Raw genomic sequence first — 17,397 nt, forward strand, 5'->3', positions numbered from 1 at the left:
TCAGATCCCCCACTTTGGAATCGGATGGTCGCCCATGGAGATGCAGACGTTCTTCATCTCCGCGAAGACCTCGAAGCTGTACTCGCCCCCCTCGCGGCCGGTGCCGGAGGCCTTCACGCCGCCAAACGGCTGGCGCAGGTCGCGCACGTTCTGGGTGTTGACGAACACCATGCCCGCTTCGATGTTGCGCGCCAGACGCAGCACTTTGCTGACGTCCTGGGTCCAGATGTACGACGCCAGGCCATACTCCACGTCGTTCGCCAGGCGCAGCCCTTCCGCTTCGTCCTTAAACGGCAGCAGGCAGGCCACCGGCCCGAAGATCTCTTCCTGCGCCACGCGCATGCGGTTATCGACATCCGCCAGCACGGTCGGGCGCAGGAAGTTGCCGCCTTCCAGGTGCGCAGGCAGATCGGTCGGTTTGTCCGGGCCGCCCGCCAGCAGGGTTGCCCCCTCTTCAATGCCGAGGCGGATATAGCCGGAGACTTTTTCCCAGTGCTGCTGGCTGATGAGCGCGCCAATCTGGGTGTTCGGATCGGTCGGGTCGCCCACGCGCAGGCGGTTGGCGCGCTCGGCAAAGCGTTTGACGAACTCCGGGTAGATGCTCTGCTGGATGAAGATGCGCGAGCCGGCGGTGCAGCGTTCGCCGTTGATGGAGAAGATGGTGAACAGGGCGGCGTCCAGCGCGCGCTCGATGTCCGCGTCTTCAAAAATCAGCACCGGAGATTTGCCGCCCAGTTCCATAGAATACTTCTTCAGCCCGGCGTTTTTCATGATGTTACGCCCGGTGGCGGTGCCGCCGGTGAAGGAGACGGCGCGCACGTCATGATGACGCACCAGCGCGTCGCCCGCCGTGGCGCCATAGCCCTGCACCACGTTGAGCACGCCCGCCGGAATGCCCGCTTCGAGGGCCAGCTCGCCCAGACGGTCGGCGGTCAGCGGGGAGAGTTCAGACATCTTCAGCACCGCGGTGTTACCCAGCGCGAGACAGGGCGCGACCTTCCAGGTGGCGGTCATAAACGGCACGTTCCACGGCGACACCAGCGCGCAGACACCCACCGGCTGCACCAGGGTGTAGTTGAGCATCTTGTCGTCTACCGGGTAGGTTTTGCCGTTCATCTGCTGGCACACCTCGGCGAAGAACTCGAAGTTGTGCGAGGCGCGCGGAATGAGCACGTTTTTGGTCTGGTGGATCGGCAGGCCGGTGTCGGCGGTCTCCATCGCGGCAATGTCCGGCACGTTCTGGTCAATCAGATCCCCCAGGCGACGCATCAGGCGCGCACGCTCCTTCATCGGCAGGTTGGCCCATTTCGGGAACGCCTCTTTGGCGGCGGCAACGGCCTGATGGATTTCGGCTTCGCCCCCGGAGGCTACTTCAGCCAGCACCTCGCCGGAGGCCGGGTTAGTGGTTTGGAAGTACTCACTTCCGGCGACGTTTTTCCCGTTGATCCAGTGGTTAATCTTTTTCATTTTGCAGTCTCCTCACTGACAATTCGGTTTACCAGACGGCCTACGCCTTCCACTTCCACCACCACTTCATCGCCCGGTACCACGTCGGATAGCCCCTTCGGCGTGCCGGTGGCAATCATGTCGCCCGGTTGCAGGGTCATGAAATCGCTCAGATACGCAATCAGGAATGGGATGCTGAAAATGAGATCGGCGGTGGTGCCTTCCTGACGCAGTTCACCGTTAACGTAGGTGCGAAGACGAAGGTTGTGCGGGTCAGGGATGGCTTCTTTTGGTACCACGTTCGGGCTGATGGGGGTCAGCCCGTCGCGGCTTTTCACCCGCAGGTTTGGGCGATAGTAGTTTTCGAGATAATCGCGGATGGCGTAGTCGTTGCACACCGTGTAGCCCGCAACATAGTCCATCGCCTCGGCTTCGCTGACCTTACGCGCGGTTTTACCGATGACCACCACCAGCTCGGCTTCGTAATGCATGTATTCAATGTTGTTTGGGCGCACCGAGGTCTGGTTGTCGCCATTAAAGGTGTTCGGCGCTTTGATAAACACCAGCGGCTCGGTAGGCGGTTTGAAGTCCAGCTCGCTGGCGTGATCGGCGTAGTTCAGGCCGAGTGCGAACAGCGTGGCGTGCGGCGGCGTGCGCGAAGCAATGGTAACGTCGCGTTCCACTACCACCGGGTTTTCCAGCGGCGGAAATCCCTCTGCCAGAATGCGTACCCGATCGCCCGGGCGAATTTCGACACGGCTTTGTGGGGTACCGAGCAATATCGCATCGCCGGGGTTCAGGGTGGCAAATTCGCTCAACGCGCTCAGCAGTTCGGCGGCGTTGCGGTGCAGATCGGCCGTGTTCCAGTGGTCCGCTTCGCGACCGTTGATCTCGGTGATGATGGTCAGGTTGTCCACGTTATCAACGGCGACAGGTTCGCCGAGCGGGCAAAATCCATCCCGACATTTGGCCTTGATCGCCGGACGGTAGAAGCTCTCTTCCGGCAGGCTGATTTCGTTGGCCAGCGCGTAGCCAGCGATGTACGCCGCCGCCTCTTCAACGCGGACTTTGCTGGCGGTTTTGCCCACCACCAGCGCCACCGTTGCGCCGCTTAACACGGTTTCTCCCTGTGGGAAGGGAATCGGCTCGCCTGCGCGAATAACGGTGTTATGTGGCTTGATAAACCACACCGCCGTTTTTGGCGGCGCGTTATAGGGGGCTTTTTCAAACGCCTCAGCCCAGGCTGCACGCTGGCTTTGGTGGTTTAGCGCTACGGCAAAAACAGTACCTTTCATTCCCATACTCCTCAAACCGGCTGTCCGGTTTTGATTTCATTAATATGTTAATGATCTGGTTTTATGCTTTTGCTGTTCGTTTCGCAATCAGAAGTGAATAATTTGTGATATGAATAACAATAAATTTACATAAATGAGTTAATTATCTTTTAATTCAATGGATTAAAAAAATTGCGTTGTTTCTGTTAGACTTTTTGGGTTACAACGTGTTGTCTATAAAAGCATCTGTTTTAAATTGTTTACTTGTTAATGATGTAAGGGGAAGGTGATGCATGACTCATTAACCATCGCGCTGTTGCAGGCGCGTGAAGCGGCGATGGGCTACTTCCGCCCGATAGTGAAGCGGCATAATCTGACCGAGCAGCAGTGGCGTATCGTCCGCGTGCTGGCCGAGCATCCCTCCATGGATTTTCACGATCTGGCGTTCCGCACCTGCATTTTGCGCCCAAGCCTGACCGGCATTCTGACGCGGATGGAGCGCGACGGTCTGGTGCTGCGCTTAAAGCCGGTGAATGACCAGCGCAAGCTGTACGTATCGCTGACGAAAGAAGGCAACGCGCTGTACCAGCGTGCTCAGGCTCAGGTGGAAGAGGCGTACCAGCAGATTGAGGCGGAATATACCCCGGAGAAGATGACGCAGCTCACGGCGCTGCTGGAAGAATTTATTGAACTTGGAAACCGACATATTGCCGCGCGGGACGAAGAGTAAAAACCCTAAATTCCAGGATGATTTTCGTAAAGTTTTCCCTTTCCAGGCCGAAAATTCTGTATCTGTCTGAGGAAAGAGAAAACATGTTAAATCGTATCAAGATTGTCACCAGCTTACTGCTGGTTTTAGCGATATTTGGCCTTTTACAACTCACATCCGGTGGTCTTTTCTTCAATGCCCTGAAGCATGACAAAGAGAATTTCACCATCCTGCAAACCATTCGCCAGCAACAATCCACCCTGAACGGTAGCTGGGTGGCGCTGCTGCAAACCCGTAACACTCTGAACCGCGCGGGTATCCGCTATATGATGGATCAGAACAATATCGGTAGCGGCTCAACCGTCGCCGAGCTGATGCAGATTGCCTCTGCGTCTCTGAAACAGGCGGAAAAAAACTGGGCGGATTACGAAGCGCTGCCGCGCGACCCGCGTCAGAGCGACGCTGCGGCACTGGAAATCAAACGTAATTACGATATCTACCACGGCGCGCTGGCCGAGCTGATCCAGCTGCTGGGGGCGGGCAAGATCAATGAGTTCTTCGACCAGCCGACCCAGAGCTATCAGGATGGCTTTGAGAAGCAGTACGTCACCTATCTGCAACAGAACGACGCGCTGTATCAGACCGCGGTTGAAGACAGCAACAGTTCTTACCGCCAGGCTATCTGGGTGCTGATTAGCGTGCTGGCTGCGGTGCTGGTGGTGATTGTTGCCGTCTGGCTGGGTATTCGTCAGGCGCTGATTTCGCCGCTGAACCGTCTGATTGACAGCATTCGTCATATCGCCAGCGGCGACCTGGTGAAGCGCATCGACGTGGAAGGCTCCAACGAGATGGGGGAACTGGCTGACTCCCTGCGCCACATGCAGGGCGAGCTGGTGCGTACCGTGGGTGACGTGCGTAACGGCGCAAACGCCATTTACAGCGGTGCGAGCGAAATCTCGATGGGCAATAACGATCTCTCATCCCGTACCGAACAGCAGGCTGCCTCTCTGGAAGAGACCGCCGCCAGCATGGAACAGCTGACTGCCACCGTGAAGCAGAACGCCGAGAACGCCCGTCAGGCGAGCAACCTGGCCCTGAGCGCGTCTGAAACCGCGCAGAAAGGCGGCAAGGTGGTGGATAACGTGGTGCAGACCATGCGCGATATCGCCGGCAGTTCGCAGAAAATTGCCGATATCATCAGCGTGATCGACGGGATTGCCTTCCAGACCAATATTCTGGCGCTGAACGCGGCGGTAGAAGCGGCGCGTGCGGGCGAGCAGGGCCGCGGCTTTGCGGTGGTTGCAGGTGAAGTCCGAAACCTGGCGCAGCGCAGCGCCCAGGCGGCCCGTGAGATCAAGAGTCTGATTGAAGACTCCGTGGGGCGCGTGGAAATTGGTTCAACGCTGGTGGAAAGCGCGGGTGAAACCATGGGTGAGATCGTGAATGCGGTAACGCGCGTGACGGACATCATGGGCGAAATCGCGTCTGCGTCTGACGAGCAGAGCCGCGGTATCGACCAGGTTGGGCTGGCGGTGGCTGAGATGGATCGCGTGACCCAGCAGAACGCCTCGCTGGTGGAAGAGTCTGCGGCGGCGGCCGCGGCACTGGAAGAGCAGGCGAGCCGTCTGACGCAGGCCGTTGCGGTGTTCCGTATTCAGCAGGAACAGATGAAGGCGCGCGAGTTCGCCTCCGCGAAAAGCGTTGCCGCTCCGGTAGTGGCGCGTAAACCGGCGACCGCAGATGCGGGCGATAACTGGGAAACGTTCTGACGCTGTGCGTTTTGCCGGGTGGCGGCTGCGCCTTACCCGGCCTGCGGAAATGGGTTTTGTAGGCCCGGTAAGCGCAACGCCACCGGGCGATCTTACAGAGGCAGGCGCATGGCGCAGCGGGAACCATACGCTAAACCGTGCGCCGTCTCTTCCTCGCGTTTCTGGCGCAGTTCCGGCGTCAGCGTCGTCAGCATTTCAAACCCTAATCGCCTGTAGAAGGGCGCATTCCACGGGACATCACGAAACGTCGTTAACGTCAGCGAGTTCAGCCCCAGACTGCGGGCATGCGCGGCGGCACGGGCGATTAACTGGCGTCCGAGACCTCGTCCCTGCCAGTCCAGGTGAACCGACAGTTCCACAATAAACAGCGACGATGGATGAGCTTCGGCGAGAATAAAGCCCACAGGCCTGTCGTCAGCCAGCGCCAGCCAGCTTAATCCGCGTCCGGCGTAACCGAGGTGATCTTCAACACAAATAACCTCATTGTCTGCCAGCCAGGCCAGCTCAGGAACGTCGCGAAACCGCTGCCCCGCCGCACGTTCGATGGCGGGCAGGGCAGCGACGTCGTCGATGCGCGTCGGGCGAAGGGTGAACGCCGTCATCAGCCAGCGCTGCTCACAATTTTAATCTCCACCATGCCGATCCCCAGCTTGCGCGGAGCGTGACCGAGAATATTCCCTTCGTTAGTGGACTGCGGATCGGGCGGCACAATGACCAGCGTATTGCTGCGCGTTGGGTTATCGAAGTGCAGCGTGCTGGTGGTGACATCATTGCTCAGCGTCAGCGTCTGTTCTTTATCGCCGACGCGCACCGGTATAGGGCGATTCGCGTTGGGACCAAATGCCCTGGCGGTGATCACCAGATCGAATTTCTCCGGCAGCGGATGGGTATATTCAATTTTCACCTCATCGCCTAACTGGGCGTTAGACCAGCGCCCCCATGATTCCGGCCGCGAAATACCGCTGAACTGCTTCACCTCTTCCGGCGCGCCGGCAACATTAAAGATGAAGCTGTCTGCTTTATAACGAATGTCGTTGTCGACGATTTTCAGCAGGTCAACGTTGCGCTGATAGCGTGCGGTATCAATAACCGTATCTTTAAACGCGGTTTTTCCCTGCCACTGCGGTTTGTCAACGTGTTGCACGGTCTGCTCGCCGCCGAGTTGCCCCTGAGAGACGCACCAGTCGGTGGACAGCGACAGCTGTTGCGACCAGAGCTGGCCCATTTTGTAGCATTTGTCGACCCAGACGAAATTATCGCGCGGGGCGAATTCCGCCAGCTGGAAGCGCAGTGGCGCGGAGTATTCGCTTTCCGGCAGCGGCTCGACGCGGTTATCCGACACGCGCAGCAGCAGTGGCAGGCGGAAATGGCTGCCGGAGAACGCGATCATTTTTTTATCCTGATCGATGGTGAAGTCTTTTATCTCTTTCGGGAAGTTCCACAGACGAATGATATCCGGCTTCCAGGCGAGGATTTTTTCCTTCATGTTGAGGAAGATTTCCGACAGGGACTGGCCCGACAGCGTACTGCGGCCCAGTCCAATGAAGTTATCGCCACCCAGAATATCCAGCACGGTAGCGCCGTTATCCATCGAGTTACGTTTAGCGGCAATGATCTCCTGCTGCGGTTTATCGCCGCGCAGCACAAAGAACAGGTTGCTGCGATCCAGCTTATTCAGCTCATCCCAGGCGCTGTTTTTCATCGCCAGATGGTCAGATGAGACGACGATGACCGTATTTTTGAAATACGGCGACGCTTTGATTTTTTCGATTAACGCCGCGATATGCTCCTGGCTACAGGTCACGGCGCTGAACGACTTGTTGTTTTTACCGTCAATGTCGTAGCCCTGACGTTTACAGGTGCGTGAGACAAAACCATCCGGATGATGCGTGTCGACGGTCAACGCAAACAGCGAGAAGCGTTTACCGGCGCGGGAAAGCTCCTCGAATTTCTTCCAGGTTTCATCCAGAACGGTATCGTCGTAAAAGCCCCAGTCGTTGCGGTAGGCCGGATCGGCCACCGTGGTTTTCAGCTCTTCGGAACCATACAAGTGATCGAAACCGTGGGATTTCAGGAACACATCTTTCCCGGCAAAGCGCAGGTTAGCGCCCTGCATAAAGTAGTTTTCATAGCCCGAGTTTTTCAGGATATCGCCGAGGCAAATGTTCTGCGGGAAGAAGCTCGACATTGAGGCGGAAGCGTTGCCTTCAAACGGAGCGAACAGCGGAATGCCGCACTGGGAGGCCACCATCCCGGCGATGGTGTAATCCGTGCCAGGGAGCTGCATGGTGTGGCTGAAGTCGAGGCCCTGGTTTTTCAGCGCGCCAAGCTCTGGCGTCAGGTTCGGGAAAGCATCGTTATCAAAATAGGTGCGCTCCAGACTTTCGCCGTAGATATAGACCAGGTTGAGTCTGGGATTGTCGATCTTCTTCGAGGGTTCTTTGTAATAGGCCGCAAAGTCCGGGTCGCCATCGCGCGACTGGGATTTTACCAGCTCGGTAATTTGATGGAATGCGGGGCTGGCATCCACGGAGGCCAGCGCCAGGCACAGCGCCAGCAGGCTGTAGCCATGATGATGCGGACGGTGACGGCGACGGCGCAGAACCCAGGCCAGCGCGGCGAAGATGCCCACCAGGGCGACCACCAGCCCCAGACCCGGAAGGATATACTTACCTACACCAGCGCCGGTCAGGCTGTTGGTCAACGTGTAGAGCACCGCGTCGTTAATACCGTCGCCGGTAAAATAATCGCTGGCATATAACGTAATGTTTAAAACAATAAAAATGCCGAGCACCACCAGGGTGGCCACAAACCACCAGGTGTGACGACCGGCTTTCCAGGCATAAACGCCGATGGAAGCCAGGAAAAGGACAAGGGACATTAACTCTGACAACAGCAGATCCTCATCATGCCGGACGCTTAGCCGGCTAATTGCTTATTTTTTGGGTAATACAATGTAATTGCGATGTCGCTTAGCTGCAATTTTAGTGTCACGAAAGTGTGCTGTTGTTAGGATTTGGTTTATAAAATCGGATTTTTGAATACAGTCGCATCGTGGTATACGGAGGCTGAGGTGGTGGCAGGGGATAAAAAAACGCACTTCACGCCGCGGTGTAAGACTAACGTAATAAACCCGGCGTGTTGTGGCAGAAAATGGGAGACGATCAGGAGAGGAAATTAACGCCTTGTTTCAGCACCAGATCGCAGGCTTTCGTTTTCACCTGTTTCGCCAGAGATGAATTTCCAAGGGTGCTGAGGTTCAGCTGCTGGCCATTTTGCGCGTTCAGCAGGCCCTGAATACCGTCCATATAGTTGGTGTCCGCTTTCTGCTCCTGGGTGTCCAGACCCAGTTTACCCAGCACCTGGTTTTTAATGTTTTCGGTATCGGTGACGGAAGCCAGTTTCTGCTTCGCGCAGTATTCCAGAATGCCCGCCGCATTGTTCATCGTGCCGGCGCTCAGGCTTTGGGAGCTGTTACTCAGCAGGCCGGTGAGGGACGAGGCTGACAGCCCGCCCTGGGAAGTGCCGCTCTCTTTGGTTAACTCACTTGCTGCGCTGGAGAGCGACTCCTGCCATGATGCGGCCTGCGCTGCGCCAGTCACCAGCAGGGTGCCAGTAAGGATGCTGATAAGAAACTGTTTTTTCATAATGATTTACTCAACAAGGTCCGTTTTGGGCCAGAAGTGGGTTCAGTATATACCTCTGCTCTTCCGGCGCTCCCTGGAAATATCTTAATACTCTTTGCCGGTGACGCGGCTGCGATAGCTGTCCCAGTCGAAGATGACGTACAGGCTGTTACCCAGCTTCATGCGATCCATCACCCGCTCGCCAAGAAGTCGGGTCATCTCGTCGATATTGTGGTTCGTCAGCATACCGGTTGGGCGTTTTGACGACGAACGGCGATCGACAATCTGATTGATGATCACTTTTTCGTAGCGGGACTCCGTCTGGACGCCGATCTCGTCGATGACCAGCAAATCCACGTTACTTAAATCATTCAGCAGCTGTTCTTCGCTGGTTTCGCGGTTGCTGAAGGTGTCCTTCATGGCGGACATAATATCGGCCACGGTGATAATCAGCACTGACTTCCCGCGCAGCAGCAGCTCGTTGCAGATAGCGGCCGCAAGGTGATTTTTCCCCGTGCCGGGTTTTCCGCTAAAGATGAAGCTGGCAATGTTGCCGTCAAATTCATCCACATACTGGCGCGCCTGGTTGAGGGCGTTCATCTGCCCCTGCGACTCGACCTTATAATTCTCGAAGGAGCAGTTCTGGTGCAGAGGGCGAATGCCAGAGCGGTTAAAGGTGCGCTGCATTTTCATCGCGCGGTTTTCGCGGGCGAGGGCAGCCGCGCGAATTTTACCCTGCTCTTTTTGCCACGCCAGCAGCTCTTCACCGGTGGTGAAGGCGGGCTTCACGTTGGCGGGCATCATCTTCTGCAAACGTTTCATCAGGTCGCCGACGTTTTTCATTTCGCACCTCGGAATCCATCAGGGATTTTTTTGTCCGGTTCTGAAAAGGCATTGATATCACGTTTTGGCTGGCCATTGTTGCTGGCGCGGTTGATTTGCAGACTGCGCGCGAACTTTTGCTGCCACTGAACATGGTGGAAGACTTTTCCTTCAGCCTGCCAGTAAGCGGTAAAGGCCGCCAGCTCTTCTGGCGTCGCGGGCTGCGCGAGGGCTATTCCCCATAAGGCCGCCTGCCGCTGAAAATCGGCGTCCGGCTGCCAACCGGCGTACATGGGAAATTTCCCCATTGGAACGGCCACCGGAGCGCTGGCGGGTTCGCCAAAAAACTGATTATCCAGCATGACATCGCTCGCCGGGCGCGACAGCTTCGCTTCAATTTCCAGAAGCTGCGCCAGACGTTCCGGCGTGACCGCATAAAACGCCGGGGCGTTGTCGGCAAATACCGCGAGCGTGCCGCCTTCGGCGTGCGTCAACACACCGCGAGGATCGCGCATAAAGGCATCAATGCCAGCAATGCTGGTGGTCAGGATTCTGGAGGACATAACACTTTCTCAACTGATTACTACGGGCGTGATTGAGGGTTATGGTAGCACAGAGAGAGGAGAGGAAAGGAGAGGATTTCCCCGGCGGCGTTACGCTTACCGGGGCTAAAATCACAGGAGCTGATTACGCGATGATGTTCAGCGTCACGTCGATATTGCCGCGCGTCGCGTTAGAGTACGGACAGACAATATGCGCCGCATCCACCAGTTTTTTGGCTTCCGCTGCGTCCATCCCTTCAACGTGGATGTTCAGCTTCGCTTCGATACCAAAACCGGTTGGCAGCGGGCCAATCCCCACTTCGCCTTCAATAAAGGCATCTTTTGGCAGAGCGAATTTGTCGCGTGCCGCAACGAACTTCATTGCGCCCAGGAAGCAGGCGGAGTAGCCCGCAGCGAACAGCTGTTCAGGGTTGGTTACTTCACCCCCCATGCCACCCATCTCTTTGGGGACACCCAGTTTGACATCCAGAACGCCATCGGAAGACGTTGCGCGGCCATCACGGCCTCCGGTTGCTTTGGCTTTGGCAGTGTAAACAACTTTTTCTAAAGACATGGCAGGTTCCTCATCTTACGTTTATATGCACTATTAAATAGCGCGCGATGTATTAAGTTAAAATCAGGCGCGTAAAGTATAGCCTTACGCGCGATGAAGCTGTTGGCGCAAAAGTTCGAGCTGGTGCTTGAGCGCCAGCATGGTGTCGGTATCACACTGCGCTGCACAGCCCACGGCGTGGGGTATCGTCACGGCCTGCTGTTGCAGCGCCCGACCCGCGTCGCTCAGGGTGACGGCGACCTGACGCTCATCCTGACGGGAACGCTGGCGGAAGATTAATCCTGCACTTTCCAGGCGTTTCAGCAGGGGCGTCAGCGTGGCGGAATCCAGGAACAGCCGCTCGCCAATGTCTGATACCGTAATATCATCCTGCTCCCACAGCACCAGCATCACCAGGTATTGCGGGTAGGTCAGGTTAAGCGGCGCCAGCAGTTGCCGGTAGAGCTTGTTAAGCGCCAGATTTGCCGAATAGAGGGCAAAACAGAGCTGGTTATCCAGCAGAAGCGCGTTAGTGGTGTCGTTCATTTTTGCATCCATGAAATGAATATAAATAGTGCGCGATACAATTGCAAGCTATTTTATTATACGCGTGGACGTTTGCGGTAAAGCCATAAGCCGGGGATCGACAGGCCGATGGAGAGCGCGCCCACAATCGACGAGGCTTTAAGGAAGTTGCTCAGAAGCAGGATCATCTGCGGTTCGCTGTAGCCAAAGTGGCTGATTTTGACGGCGGAAATCATCGCCGTATAGGCTGAAATACCCGGGAACATAGGAATGACTGCCGCCACGGTGAACACCTTCGGATGCGCCAGATACCAGCGGGACCACTGAATACCGATGCTGCCGACCAGCATGGAGGCGATAAACGTCGACCATTCGATATTAAAGCCCGCGGTCATCATGATCATACGTGAGCCGTGGCCAATGGCACCCAGCAGCGCACACCAGGGTAATGCACGCTGCGGGACGTTAAACACCATCGCAAAGCCAACGGCGGGAAGGGCTGCCAGGAGCATGTCCTGCGCCAGTGCGAGCAGAAAATCGATCACGCCCATCCGCGTAACCCCCAGAGTGTCATGGCCATTACCACCCCGATACAGGTCGCCAGCGTCAGCAGGCTGGCTATCGCCCAGCGCGCCAGACCGGTGTTGATGTGGCCTTTGAACATATCAGCGACGGCATTGATTAAGGGAAAACCCGGCACCAGCAGCAATACGCTGGCGGCCATCGCAACAGTAGGCGTGCTGGCGAAGTAAGGCTGGCGCAAAAGCAGGCCGGATACGGTTGTCGCCACAAATGCCGTGATGCAGAAGTTAATTTGCGGATGCAGTTGCCTGTGCGTCAACAACTGGCGGAAATACATCGCGATGCTGCTGGCAAAGAAGGTCACGACAGCGCCGTCCCAGCCGCCCGCGTTGAGCTTGCAGAAGCAGGCGCAGGAGAGTCCCACCATCAGCACAACCAGCCAGCGTGGATACCGGAGAGGTTTGATCTGGTTGAAGCGTTTCTCTATTTCCCGCAGATCGAGCAGCCTGTGTTCAGCAAGGATCACAATGTGCTGCACTTCCGTCACGACGTGCATGTTAATGCCGCGGTCATGATTTTTACGAGTGGAGGTGAGGCACTGTCCGTCTTTAATGGTGGTCAGTACAATGGCATTTGACGAGATGGAGCTCTCAACGCTGTCCATCCCCAGCGCCAGACCAAGGCGTGTGGAAAGTTCTTCGACGAGGGCGCTTTCTGCCCCGTGTTGTAAAAGAAAAAGTCCGCACTGAATACATAGCCGCGTGGTAGCACGTTGCGTAGACCGATCTGCCTGCATGAAACGCCCTGAAGAGAAGAGAGATTGCTTACTTTTAACACAAAGGGCAGGGCCCTTTGCGCTGGACCAGATCAACATTTGTGCGATCAGTTGCGTGTCCAGCATGGCGAAGAGGCCGTATCTTTATTTATTTAATGAATATGTGACGAGAATTTATAAAAAAAATATATTAAGTATTTCTAATTTCATATTTTCGATCTTTTCACACAACCAGAATTAAATTCTTGTAGTCTTTATGCGATATTAAGACTGTATTGGGCGTTTCATAACCCATGTGACATTTCTTCTGGTTTACGAATATTAAGCCGTTTTGTACTAAGGAATACAAACGTGTTTAACCTCGTAGGGTTAGTTCGTTCTTAAATAATGAATTCATGACATGGAGGGTCTATGTTGCCATTGAATGGTAAACACGGAGTTGTGATTAGCAGAGTGCCGGTTATGCAAAATGGGTTAGGTGGCGTCATGTCGCGTCATTTTCCCGATTTTGAGATAACGTACTGCCGTTCGATGCAGGAGTTGACGCTACTTCAGTTGCGTCGCGCCGGGGTCGTTATTGCCGATATTTCGGGTGAGTATCGTAATCCTCGCGGCACGCTTGAGCAGTATTATGGATTAATGAATCAGTATCGGGATATTCACTGGATATTCCTTGTCTCGCGTCCTCTTTATCCGCTTGCAGTAGAGCTTCTTATGCGTCCGGAAAGCACGCTGCTTTCAGATATGGAGCCTATTGAAGGCGTCATTAACGCTATTCGCGCGGGCAGTGAACGTGCCGAGCGAATAAGCCAGACGTTATTAATACCGGAAACGCCCGATATTGAAGAGGAGAGTGAGCAAATGATTGCACTCACTCACTCTGAACGCAAGGTGTTGCGTTTACTCGGTAAAGGTTGGGGAATCAACCAAATTGCCACACTACTGAATAAAAGTAATAAAACGATCAGCGCACAGAAAAACAGTGCAATGCGTCGCTTATCACTTCGCAGTAATGCCGATATGTACGCGTGGATAAGCAGTACCCAGGGAATGCGAGAACTCAGTTTAATGTCGGCTTATGGAGAGTTTGAGGAATGGAAAAGACCACTGCAACAAGACATATCGCCGTCATCGAAAGCTGCTCAATGAGCGCTGTGGGGTTGAAGCATCTCTTTGCGATGCCCAGCCTGAGCCATTACCAGGTGCACCTGTTTAGCAGATTCGCCAGCTTTAAAGCGGCGCTCTCGGATATCTCATTCTATGCGGTTATCTATTCACTGTCTGATGAGCGTGAGGAGCGGAGAAACTGTCTTGCCTGTTTACGGGATCTCACCTTCACCCACAGCGACGTCCAGCGTATTGTGCTGGCCTCTGACGAAATGGAGGCGAGGCTGGTCAGCCATCTTTCGCCTTCTCGCTTGCATGGAATCATCAGTAAATCGGTTCCGCTAAAGCAGCTAATGGAGGGCCTGAAGACATTACTCAGCGAAACGCATCAGGTGAACGACAACATGTACAATCACTGGTGTGTTAGCAATCGTATGTTAAGCCCAACCGAGAGGGCGATTCTGCGTTATATGTCATCGGGTTTTTCGATCCCTGAAATTGCAGCACAGCTTGAACGCAATATTAAAACTATCCGGGCGCATAAGTTTAACGCCATGGTAAAGCTGGGCGTCAATTCTGACGTGGGATTACTGGATGCGGCGGATATCCTGGCGCATCTCCCTGCCCGGGAAGTTCGTCGTTCCGCTCTCACCGTTCCTTCATTCTCTTAGCGTTAAATGATGCGCCAGAGTGCTTCTGGCGCATCGTTCAAATGCACACATCCACCCATTTTGCTGCGGTCAGTTCCGCCATTCTGTCGGGCGATATACGCACCGCACTGTGGATGGCGCCCGCTGCGGGTAACACTTCCGCGTATTGTTTTAATGTGATGTCACAGTAAACAGAAAGCGGGTTTTCCAGTCCGAAAGGGCAGACGCCGCCAACAGGATGACCTGTCAGGGTGACTACCTCATCGCTGCTGAGCATGCGGGCTTTTGCGCCGAATGTCTCTTTAAGCTTTTTGTTATCCAGACGCGCATCGCCTTTTGCAACCACCAGAATCACGTCATTTTTAATTTTTAGTGACAGCGTTTTGGCAATTTGGCCGGGTTCAACGTTGTGCGCGGCAGCAGCAAGGGCAACAGTCGCTGTGCTTTGGTTAAGCTCAATGATCTCTATATCCGGAGCGTGTTCGGCAAAAAACTGTTGTACAGACTGCAAACTCATTGATTCCTCCTGACAAATATCCTGCGTAATCTGTCATAAGAATTTAGTCGCTGTAAATATTCCTTAAGTAACAAATATCCGTCTGGGGCGATTTCTGGATCGCCTTCACATTCACAGAAACCGGTTACAGTAACCGGTTGCAGAGCGTGATGCAGAGATTAATACTGAGTGTGTAACTTCCCCTGTATCTAATAATAAGAGCTAATTATGAAACCATTCCGTTTGAGCAGTACCGCAGGTACACGATCCGGCAAGGTTGTGACGCTGATGTATGGAACAACGTGTGACGTGAGAACGTCCGAAACGAACGTATGACAGGAGATCTGCTATGTCTGCCAACCATGCTGCATTTAATCTGATTTTCCGCTTCGTTGAAAATTATGTTAGCCCTATTGCCGGGCGCATCTCTTCCCAGCGTCACGTTATGGCTATTCGTGACGGGTTTATCTCAGCGATGCCGTTTATGATTGTGGGCTCGTTTCTGTTAGTGTTCGCTTACCCACCTTTTTCGCCTGATACCACCTGGGGTTTTGCTCGCGCCTGGCTGGATATGGCGAAGCAGTTTGAAGGCCAAATTCTGACGCCGTTTGATATGACAATGGGGGTGATGTCCCTTTATATCTGTGCGGCTATTGCCTACAACCTGGGCAAACATTACGTTAAAACCCATCAGCTGGATCCGTTCATGTGCGCGATGCTGTCGCTGATGGCGTTCCTGCTGGTCGCCGCCCCTAAAACCAAAGGCGCTTTGCCGGTCGATAGCCTGGGAGGGACCGGTATTTTCACCGCGATTCTGGTGGCGATCTATTGCGTTGAGATGATGCGTTTCCTGAAAGCACACAATATCGGGATCCGCCTGCCAGACCAGGTTCCGCCGATGATCAAAAACTCGTTTGATCTGCTGATCCCGGTGCTGGTGGTGGTGCTGACGCTCTATCCGCTGAGTCTGCTGATCCAGTCGCAGTTCGGTATGCTGATCCCACAGGCCATCATGTCGATATTCAAACCGCTGGTCTCTGCGGCTGACTCGCTGCCTGCGATCCTGCTGGCGGTGCTGATTGGCCACCTGCTGTGGTTTGCCGGGATCCACGGCGCGGCGATTGTCTCCGGGATGCTGCAAATGTTCTGGCTGACGAACCTGGGGGCGAACCAGACCGCGCTGGCGGCAAGCCAGCCTTTGCCACACATCTTTATGGAAGCCTTCTGGACGTTCTTTATCGTTATCGGCGGATCGGGGGCGACGATGGGTCTGGTGTTCTGCTATCTGCGTAGCCGCTCCGCGCACCTGCGCTCTATTGGACGTCTGAGCGTGGTGCCAAGCATTTTCAATATCAATGAGCCGGTGATTTTCGGTACGCCGATTGTGATGAACCCGGTGTTCTTTATTCCTTTCCTGCTGGCGCCGATGGTTAATGCCGTGCTGGCATGGGCAGCGATGAAGTTTGATCTGATTGGCCGCGTGATTTCCGTCGTGCCGTGGACGGCACCGGCTCCGGTTGGTGCCGCCTGGGCGCTGGGCTGGGATTTCCGTGCAGCCATTCTGGTGCTGGTTTTGGCCTGCGTTTCCGCCATTATCTATTTCCCGTTCTTCAAGGTGTACGAGAAACAGTTGCTTCAGCAGGAAGCGGAAGAAGCACAGCGTAATGGAGAAGAGGAAAATCAGCAGGTCGCTTAGGTAAAAGCAAAACGGCAACGCAGGTTGCCGTTTTTAGTGTTTGTTCTCTCTCACTGCGGGTATCAGGCCGGGCCAGACTACTTAAGCGTGCAATCGCCGCACTGCTGGACGTCCGGCAGACGGTAGCGCTGACAGCAGGTACGACGTACCAGAAGTCCCTCACGCGGAACCACGGTGCGGTAAAGAGGGTTATCCCGTCCATCCGATAGCTGTCTGGCAAAGAAACAGCTCTGACGCAGTGCATCCACTTTCTCGTCGCCGAGCAGCGGCTTCATTTCCGTTAAATACCAGTGGATAAGATACCCGGTATTACTCCAGATCAGTTTGCCGTTAATCTCTCCCGTCGCTTCCAGCGCATCAATGACCGGAACCAGCGCTCTTGTAATCAGCCGTTCCATACGCGCCTGCGCTGACAGGTGTCTCGCGCTCGGATCTTCATGTACATCAATCCAGAAACAGGCAGCGCGCCCGGTTTCATGAAATTCAACATGAAAATGTTCCGACGAGAGATCGAGCATCGTTTCCTGGGTCAGCAGGGCTAGCATGACAGGCGGCACCATCAGCCCGATATACCACTGTGCCCAGAGGGATAACAGCGGTTTATTTTCCCGCGTCAGGGTAGGTTGGTTACGATAAATATGGTCGGAATAGGTTGCCAGCAGCGACCGCAGCTCGGCAGGACGTTGCCACTCAGTCAGCGTCAGCGCATGATGCGGCGGTGCTTCATCCAGTTTGATGAAATCCAGCAGATGGGCGCGCGTTACGGCAATTTTTTCCCGAATGGCATCCGCAAGCGTCGTTTCCCCGGCGGAGAGTGGAGCTCGCCAGAGCAGGGGCTCAACGATGTGTGCGGTACGAGTCGCCATAGTGTGGATTACAAATCTA

18 protein-coding genes are annotated in these 17,397 nt (G+C 55.0%); 5 read left to right on the top strand and 13 right to left on the bottom strand.

The features are described from left to right. Both hpaE and hpaG read right to left on the bottom strand, forming a co-directional pair. A complete protein-coding gene (gene hpaE / locus SK53_RS15755) occupies positions 1-1,467 on the bottom strand; it encodes a 5-carboxymethyl-2-hydroxymuconate semialdehyde dehydrogenase (RefSeq protein WP_023315340.1) in 1,467 nt (488 codons plus the stop codon). After that, positions 1,464-2,741 carry a 4-hydroxyphenylacetate degradation bifunctional isomerase/decarboxylase gene (hpaG, locus tag SK53_RS15760; protein WP_045331739.1) on the bottom strand — a complete coding sequence of 426 codons (1,278 nt, stop codon included), beginning with the start codon at positions 2,739-2,741 and terminating at the stop codon, positions 1,464-1,466. The genes hpaE and hpaG overlap by 4 nt, the downstream gene beginning before the upstream one ends. 268 nt (positions 2,742-3,009) lie before the next feature. Here hpaG and hpaR point away from each other — a divergent pair, with 268 nt between their 5' ends. Together hpaR and tsr are read left to right on the top strand one after the other, a co-directional pair. After that, a complete protein-coding gene (gene hpaR, locus SK53_RS15765) occupies positions 3,010-3,450 on the top strand; it encodes a homoprotocatechuate degradation operon regulator HpaR (protein ID WP_003856591.1) in 441 nt (146 codons plus the stop codon). An 83-nt stretch (positions 3,451-3,533) separates the two neighbouring features. Beyond that, a complete protein-coding gene (gene tsr, locus SK53_RS15770) occupies positions 3,534-5,198 on the top strand; it encodes a methyl-accepting chemotaxis protein (RefSeq protein WP_003856589.1) in 1,665 nt (554 codons plus the stop codon). Positions 5,199-5,290: 92 nt separating this feature from the next. Here the strand turns inward: tsr and SK53_RS15775 are convergent, their stop codons facing one another. The 9 genes from SK53_RS15775 to SK53_RS15815 form a co-directional block, all read right to left on the bottom strand. Continuing rightward, positions 5,291-5,800, bottom strand: coding sequence for a GNAT family N-acetyltransferase (locus SK53_RS15775; protein ID WP_032661491.1), 510 nt, complete (start codon positions 5,798-5,800; stop codon positions 5,291-5,293). Further along, positions 5,800-8,091 (bottom strand): phosphatidylglycerol--membrane-oligosaccharide glycerophosphotransferase, encoded by a 2,292-nt coding sequence (gene opgB / locus SK53_RS15780; RefSeq protein WP_022650356.1) that lies wholly within the window; start codon positions 8,089-8,091, stop codon positions 5,800-5,802. Before opgB ends, SK53_RS15775 begins: the two co-directional genes overlap by 1 nt. Before the next feature lie 271 nt (positions 8,092-8,362). Next, a complete protein-coding gene (locus SK53_RS15785) occupies positions 8,363-8,845 on the bottom strand; it encodes a YjjA family protein (protein ID WP_003856582.1) in 483 nt (160 codons plus the stop codon). A gap of 84 nt (positions 8,846-8,929) precedes the next feature. Then, positions 8,930-9,667, bottom strand: coding sequence for a DNA replication protein DnaC (gene dnaC / locus SK53_RS15790; protein WP_003856580.1), 738 nt, complete (start codon positions 9,665-9,667; stop codon positions 8,930-8,932). Beyond that, complete coding sequence (gene dnaT, locus SK53_RS15795; protein WP_045331751.1) at positions 9,664-10,209, bottom strand: primosomal protein DnaT; 546 nt, start codon at positions 10,207-10,209, stop codon at positions 9,664-9,666. Before dnaT ends, dnaC begins: the two co-directional genes overlap by 4 nt. 124 nt (positions 10,210-10,333) lie before the next feature. Then, positions 10,334-10,762, bottom strand: a complete 429-nt coding sequence (locus SK53_RS15800) for an organic hydroperoxide resistance protein (protein WP_003856578.1) — start codon at positions 10,760-10,762, stop codon at positions 10,334-10,336. A gap of 84 nt (positions 10,763-10,846) precedes the next feature. After that, the gene (locus tag SK53_RS15805; protein WP_032608457.1) at positions 10,847-11,299 is read right to left on the bottom strand and encodes a MarR family winged helix-turn-helix transcriptional regulator; all 453 of its coding nucleotides are present in this window, start codon (positions 11,297-11,299) and stop codon (positions 10,847-10,849) included. Positions 11,300-11,343: 44 nt separating this feature from the next. Further along, complete coding sequence (locus SK53_RS15810; RefSeq protein ID WP_003856576.1) at positions 11,344-11,817, bottom strand: threonine/serine exporter; 474 nt, start codon at positions 11,815-11,817, stop codon at positions 11,344-11,346. Beyond that, on the bottom strand, positions 11,808-12,584 hold the full coding sequence (locus SK53_RS15815) for a threonine/serine exporter family protein (RefSeq protein ID WP_047654644.1): 777 nt from the start codon (positions 12,582-12,584) through the stop codon (positions 11,808-11,810). Before SK53_RS15815 ends, SK53_RS15810 begins: the two co-directional genes overlap by 10 nt. Positions 12,585-12,974: 390 nt before the next feature. Between SK53_RS15815 and SK53_RS15820 the strand changes: the two genes are divergently transcribed. Then, a complete protein-coding gene (locus tag SK53_RS15820; RefSeq protein WP_003856574.1) occupies positions 12,975-13,712 on the top strand; it encodes a helix-turn-helix transcriptional regulator in 738 nt (245 codons plus the stop codon). Beyond that, entirely contained in the window at positions 13,709-14,341 is a 633-nt protein-coding gene (gene bglJ / locus SK53_RS15825) for a DNA-binding transcriptional activator BglJ (RefSeq protein WP_003856573.1), read from the top strand. Before SK53_RS15820 ends, bglJ begins: the two co-directional genes overlap by 4 nt. Positions 14,342-14,378: 37 nt before the next feature. On the opposite strand, the gene SK53_RS15830 is transcribed toward bglJ, so the two are convergent. After that, positions 14,379-14,837, bottom strand: coding sequence for a YbaK/EbsC family protein (locus tag SK53_RS15830; RefSeq protein WP_003856572.1), 459 nt, complete (start codon positions 14,835-14,837; stop codon positions 14,379-14,381). 328 nt (positions 14,838-15,165) lie between these two features. On the opposite strand from SK53_RS15830, the gene SK53_RS15835 reads away from it, so the two are divergent. After that, positions 15,166-16,512 (top strand): PTS cellobiose transporter subunit IIC, encoded by a 1,347-nt coding sequence (locus SK53_RS15835; RefSeq protein WP_003856571.1) that lies wholly within the window; start codon positions 15,166-15,168, stop codon positions 16,510-16,512. A gap of 77 nt (positions 16,513-16,589) precedes the next feature. On the opposite strand, the gene fhuF is transcribed toward SK53_RS15835, so the two are convergent. Then, on the bottom strand, positions 16,590-17,378 hold the full coding sequence (gene fhuF / locus SK53_RS15840; protein WP_003856570.1) for a siderophore-iron reductase FhuF: 789 nt from the start codon (positions 17,376-17,378) through the stop codon (positions 16,590-16,592). Between the last annotated feature and the right edge of the window lie 19 nt (positions 17,379-17,397).

The organism is Enterobacter sp. MGH119, assembly GCF_001037675.1.
In the GTDB taxonomy this organism is placed as follows: Bacteria; Pseudomonadota; Gammaproteobacteria; order Enterobacterales; family Enterobacteriaceae; genus Enterobacter; species Enterobacter hormaechei_C.

Bases quoted from the DNA above. Each gene is read 5' to 3' on its own strand.
- SK53_RS15810 (WP_003856576.1), bottom strand. From the start codon at position 11,817: ATGGGCGTGATCGATTTTCTGCTCGCACTGGCGCAGGACATGCTCCTG.
- dnaC (WP_003856580.1), bottom strand. From the start codon at position 9,667: ATGAAAAACGTCGGCGACCTGATGAAACGTTTGCAGAAGATGATGCCC.
- hpaR (WP_003856591.1), top strand. From the start codon at position 3,010: ATGCATGACTCATTAACCATCGCGCTGTTGCAGGCGCGTGAAGCGGCG.
- hpaE (WP_023315340.1), bottom strand. From the start codon at position 1,467: ATGAAAAAGATTAACCACTGGATCAACGGGAAAAACGTCGCCGGAAGT.
- SK53_RS15815 (WP_047654644.1), bottom strand. From the start codon at position 12,584: ATGCAGGCAGATCGGTCTACGCAACGTGCTACCACGCGGCTATGTATT.
- SK53_RS15785 (WP_003856582.1), bottom strand. From the start codon at position 8,845: ATGAAAAAACAGTTTCTTATCAGCATCCTTACTGGCACCCTGCTGGTG.
- bglJ (WP_003856573.1), top strand. From the start codon at position 13,709: ATGAGCGCTGTGGGGTTGAAGCATCTCTTTGCGATGCCCAGCCTGAGC.
- SK53_RS15820 (WP_003856574.1), top strand. From the start codon at position 12,975: ATGTTGCCATTGAATGGTAAACACGGAGTTGTGATTAGCAGAGTGCCG.
- fhuF (WP_003856570.1), bottom strand. From the start codon at position 17,378: ATGGCGACTCGTACCGCACACATCGTTGAGCCCCTGCTCTGGCGAGCT.
- SK53_RS15830 (WP_003856572.1), bottom strand. From the start codon at position 14,837: ATGAGTTTGCAGTCTGTACAACAGTTTTTTGCCGAACACGCTCCGGAT.
- dnaT (WP_045331751.1), bottom strand. From the start codon at position 10,209: ATGTCCTCCAGAATCCTGACCACCAGCATTGCTGGCATTGATGCCTTT.
- SK53_RS15835 (WP_003856571.1), top strand. From the start codon at position 15,166: ATGTCTGCCAACCATGCTGCATTTAATCTGATTTTCCGCTTCGTTGAA.
- tsr (WP_003856589.1), top strand. From the start codon at position 3,534: ATGTTAAATCGTATCAAGATTGTCACCAGCTTACTGCTGGTTTTAGCG.
- SK53_RS15805 (WP_032608457.1), bottom strand. From the start codon at position 11,299: ATGGATGCAAAAATGAACGACACCACTAACGCGCTTCTGCTGGATAAC.
- SK53_RS15800 (WP_003856578.1), bottom strand. From the start codon at position 10,762: ATGTCTTTAGAAAAAGTTGTTTACACTGCCAAAGCCAAAGCAACCGGA.
- hpaG (WP_045331739.1), bottom strand. From the start codon at position 2,741: ATGAAAGGTACTGTTTTTGCCGTAGCGCTAAACCACCAAAGCCAGCGT.
- SK53_RS15775 (WP_032661491.1), bottom strand. From the start codon at position 5,800: ATGACGGCGTTCACCCTTCGCCCGACGCGCATCGACGACGTCGCTGCC.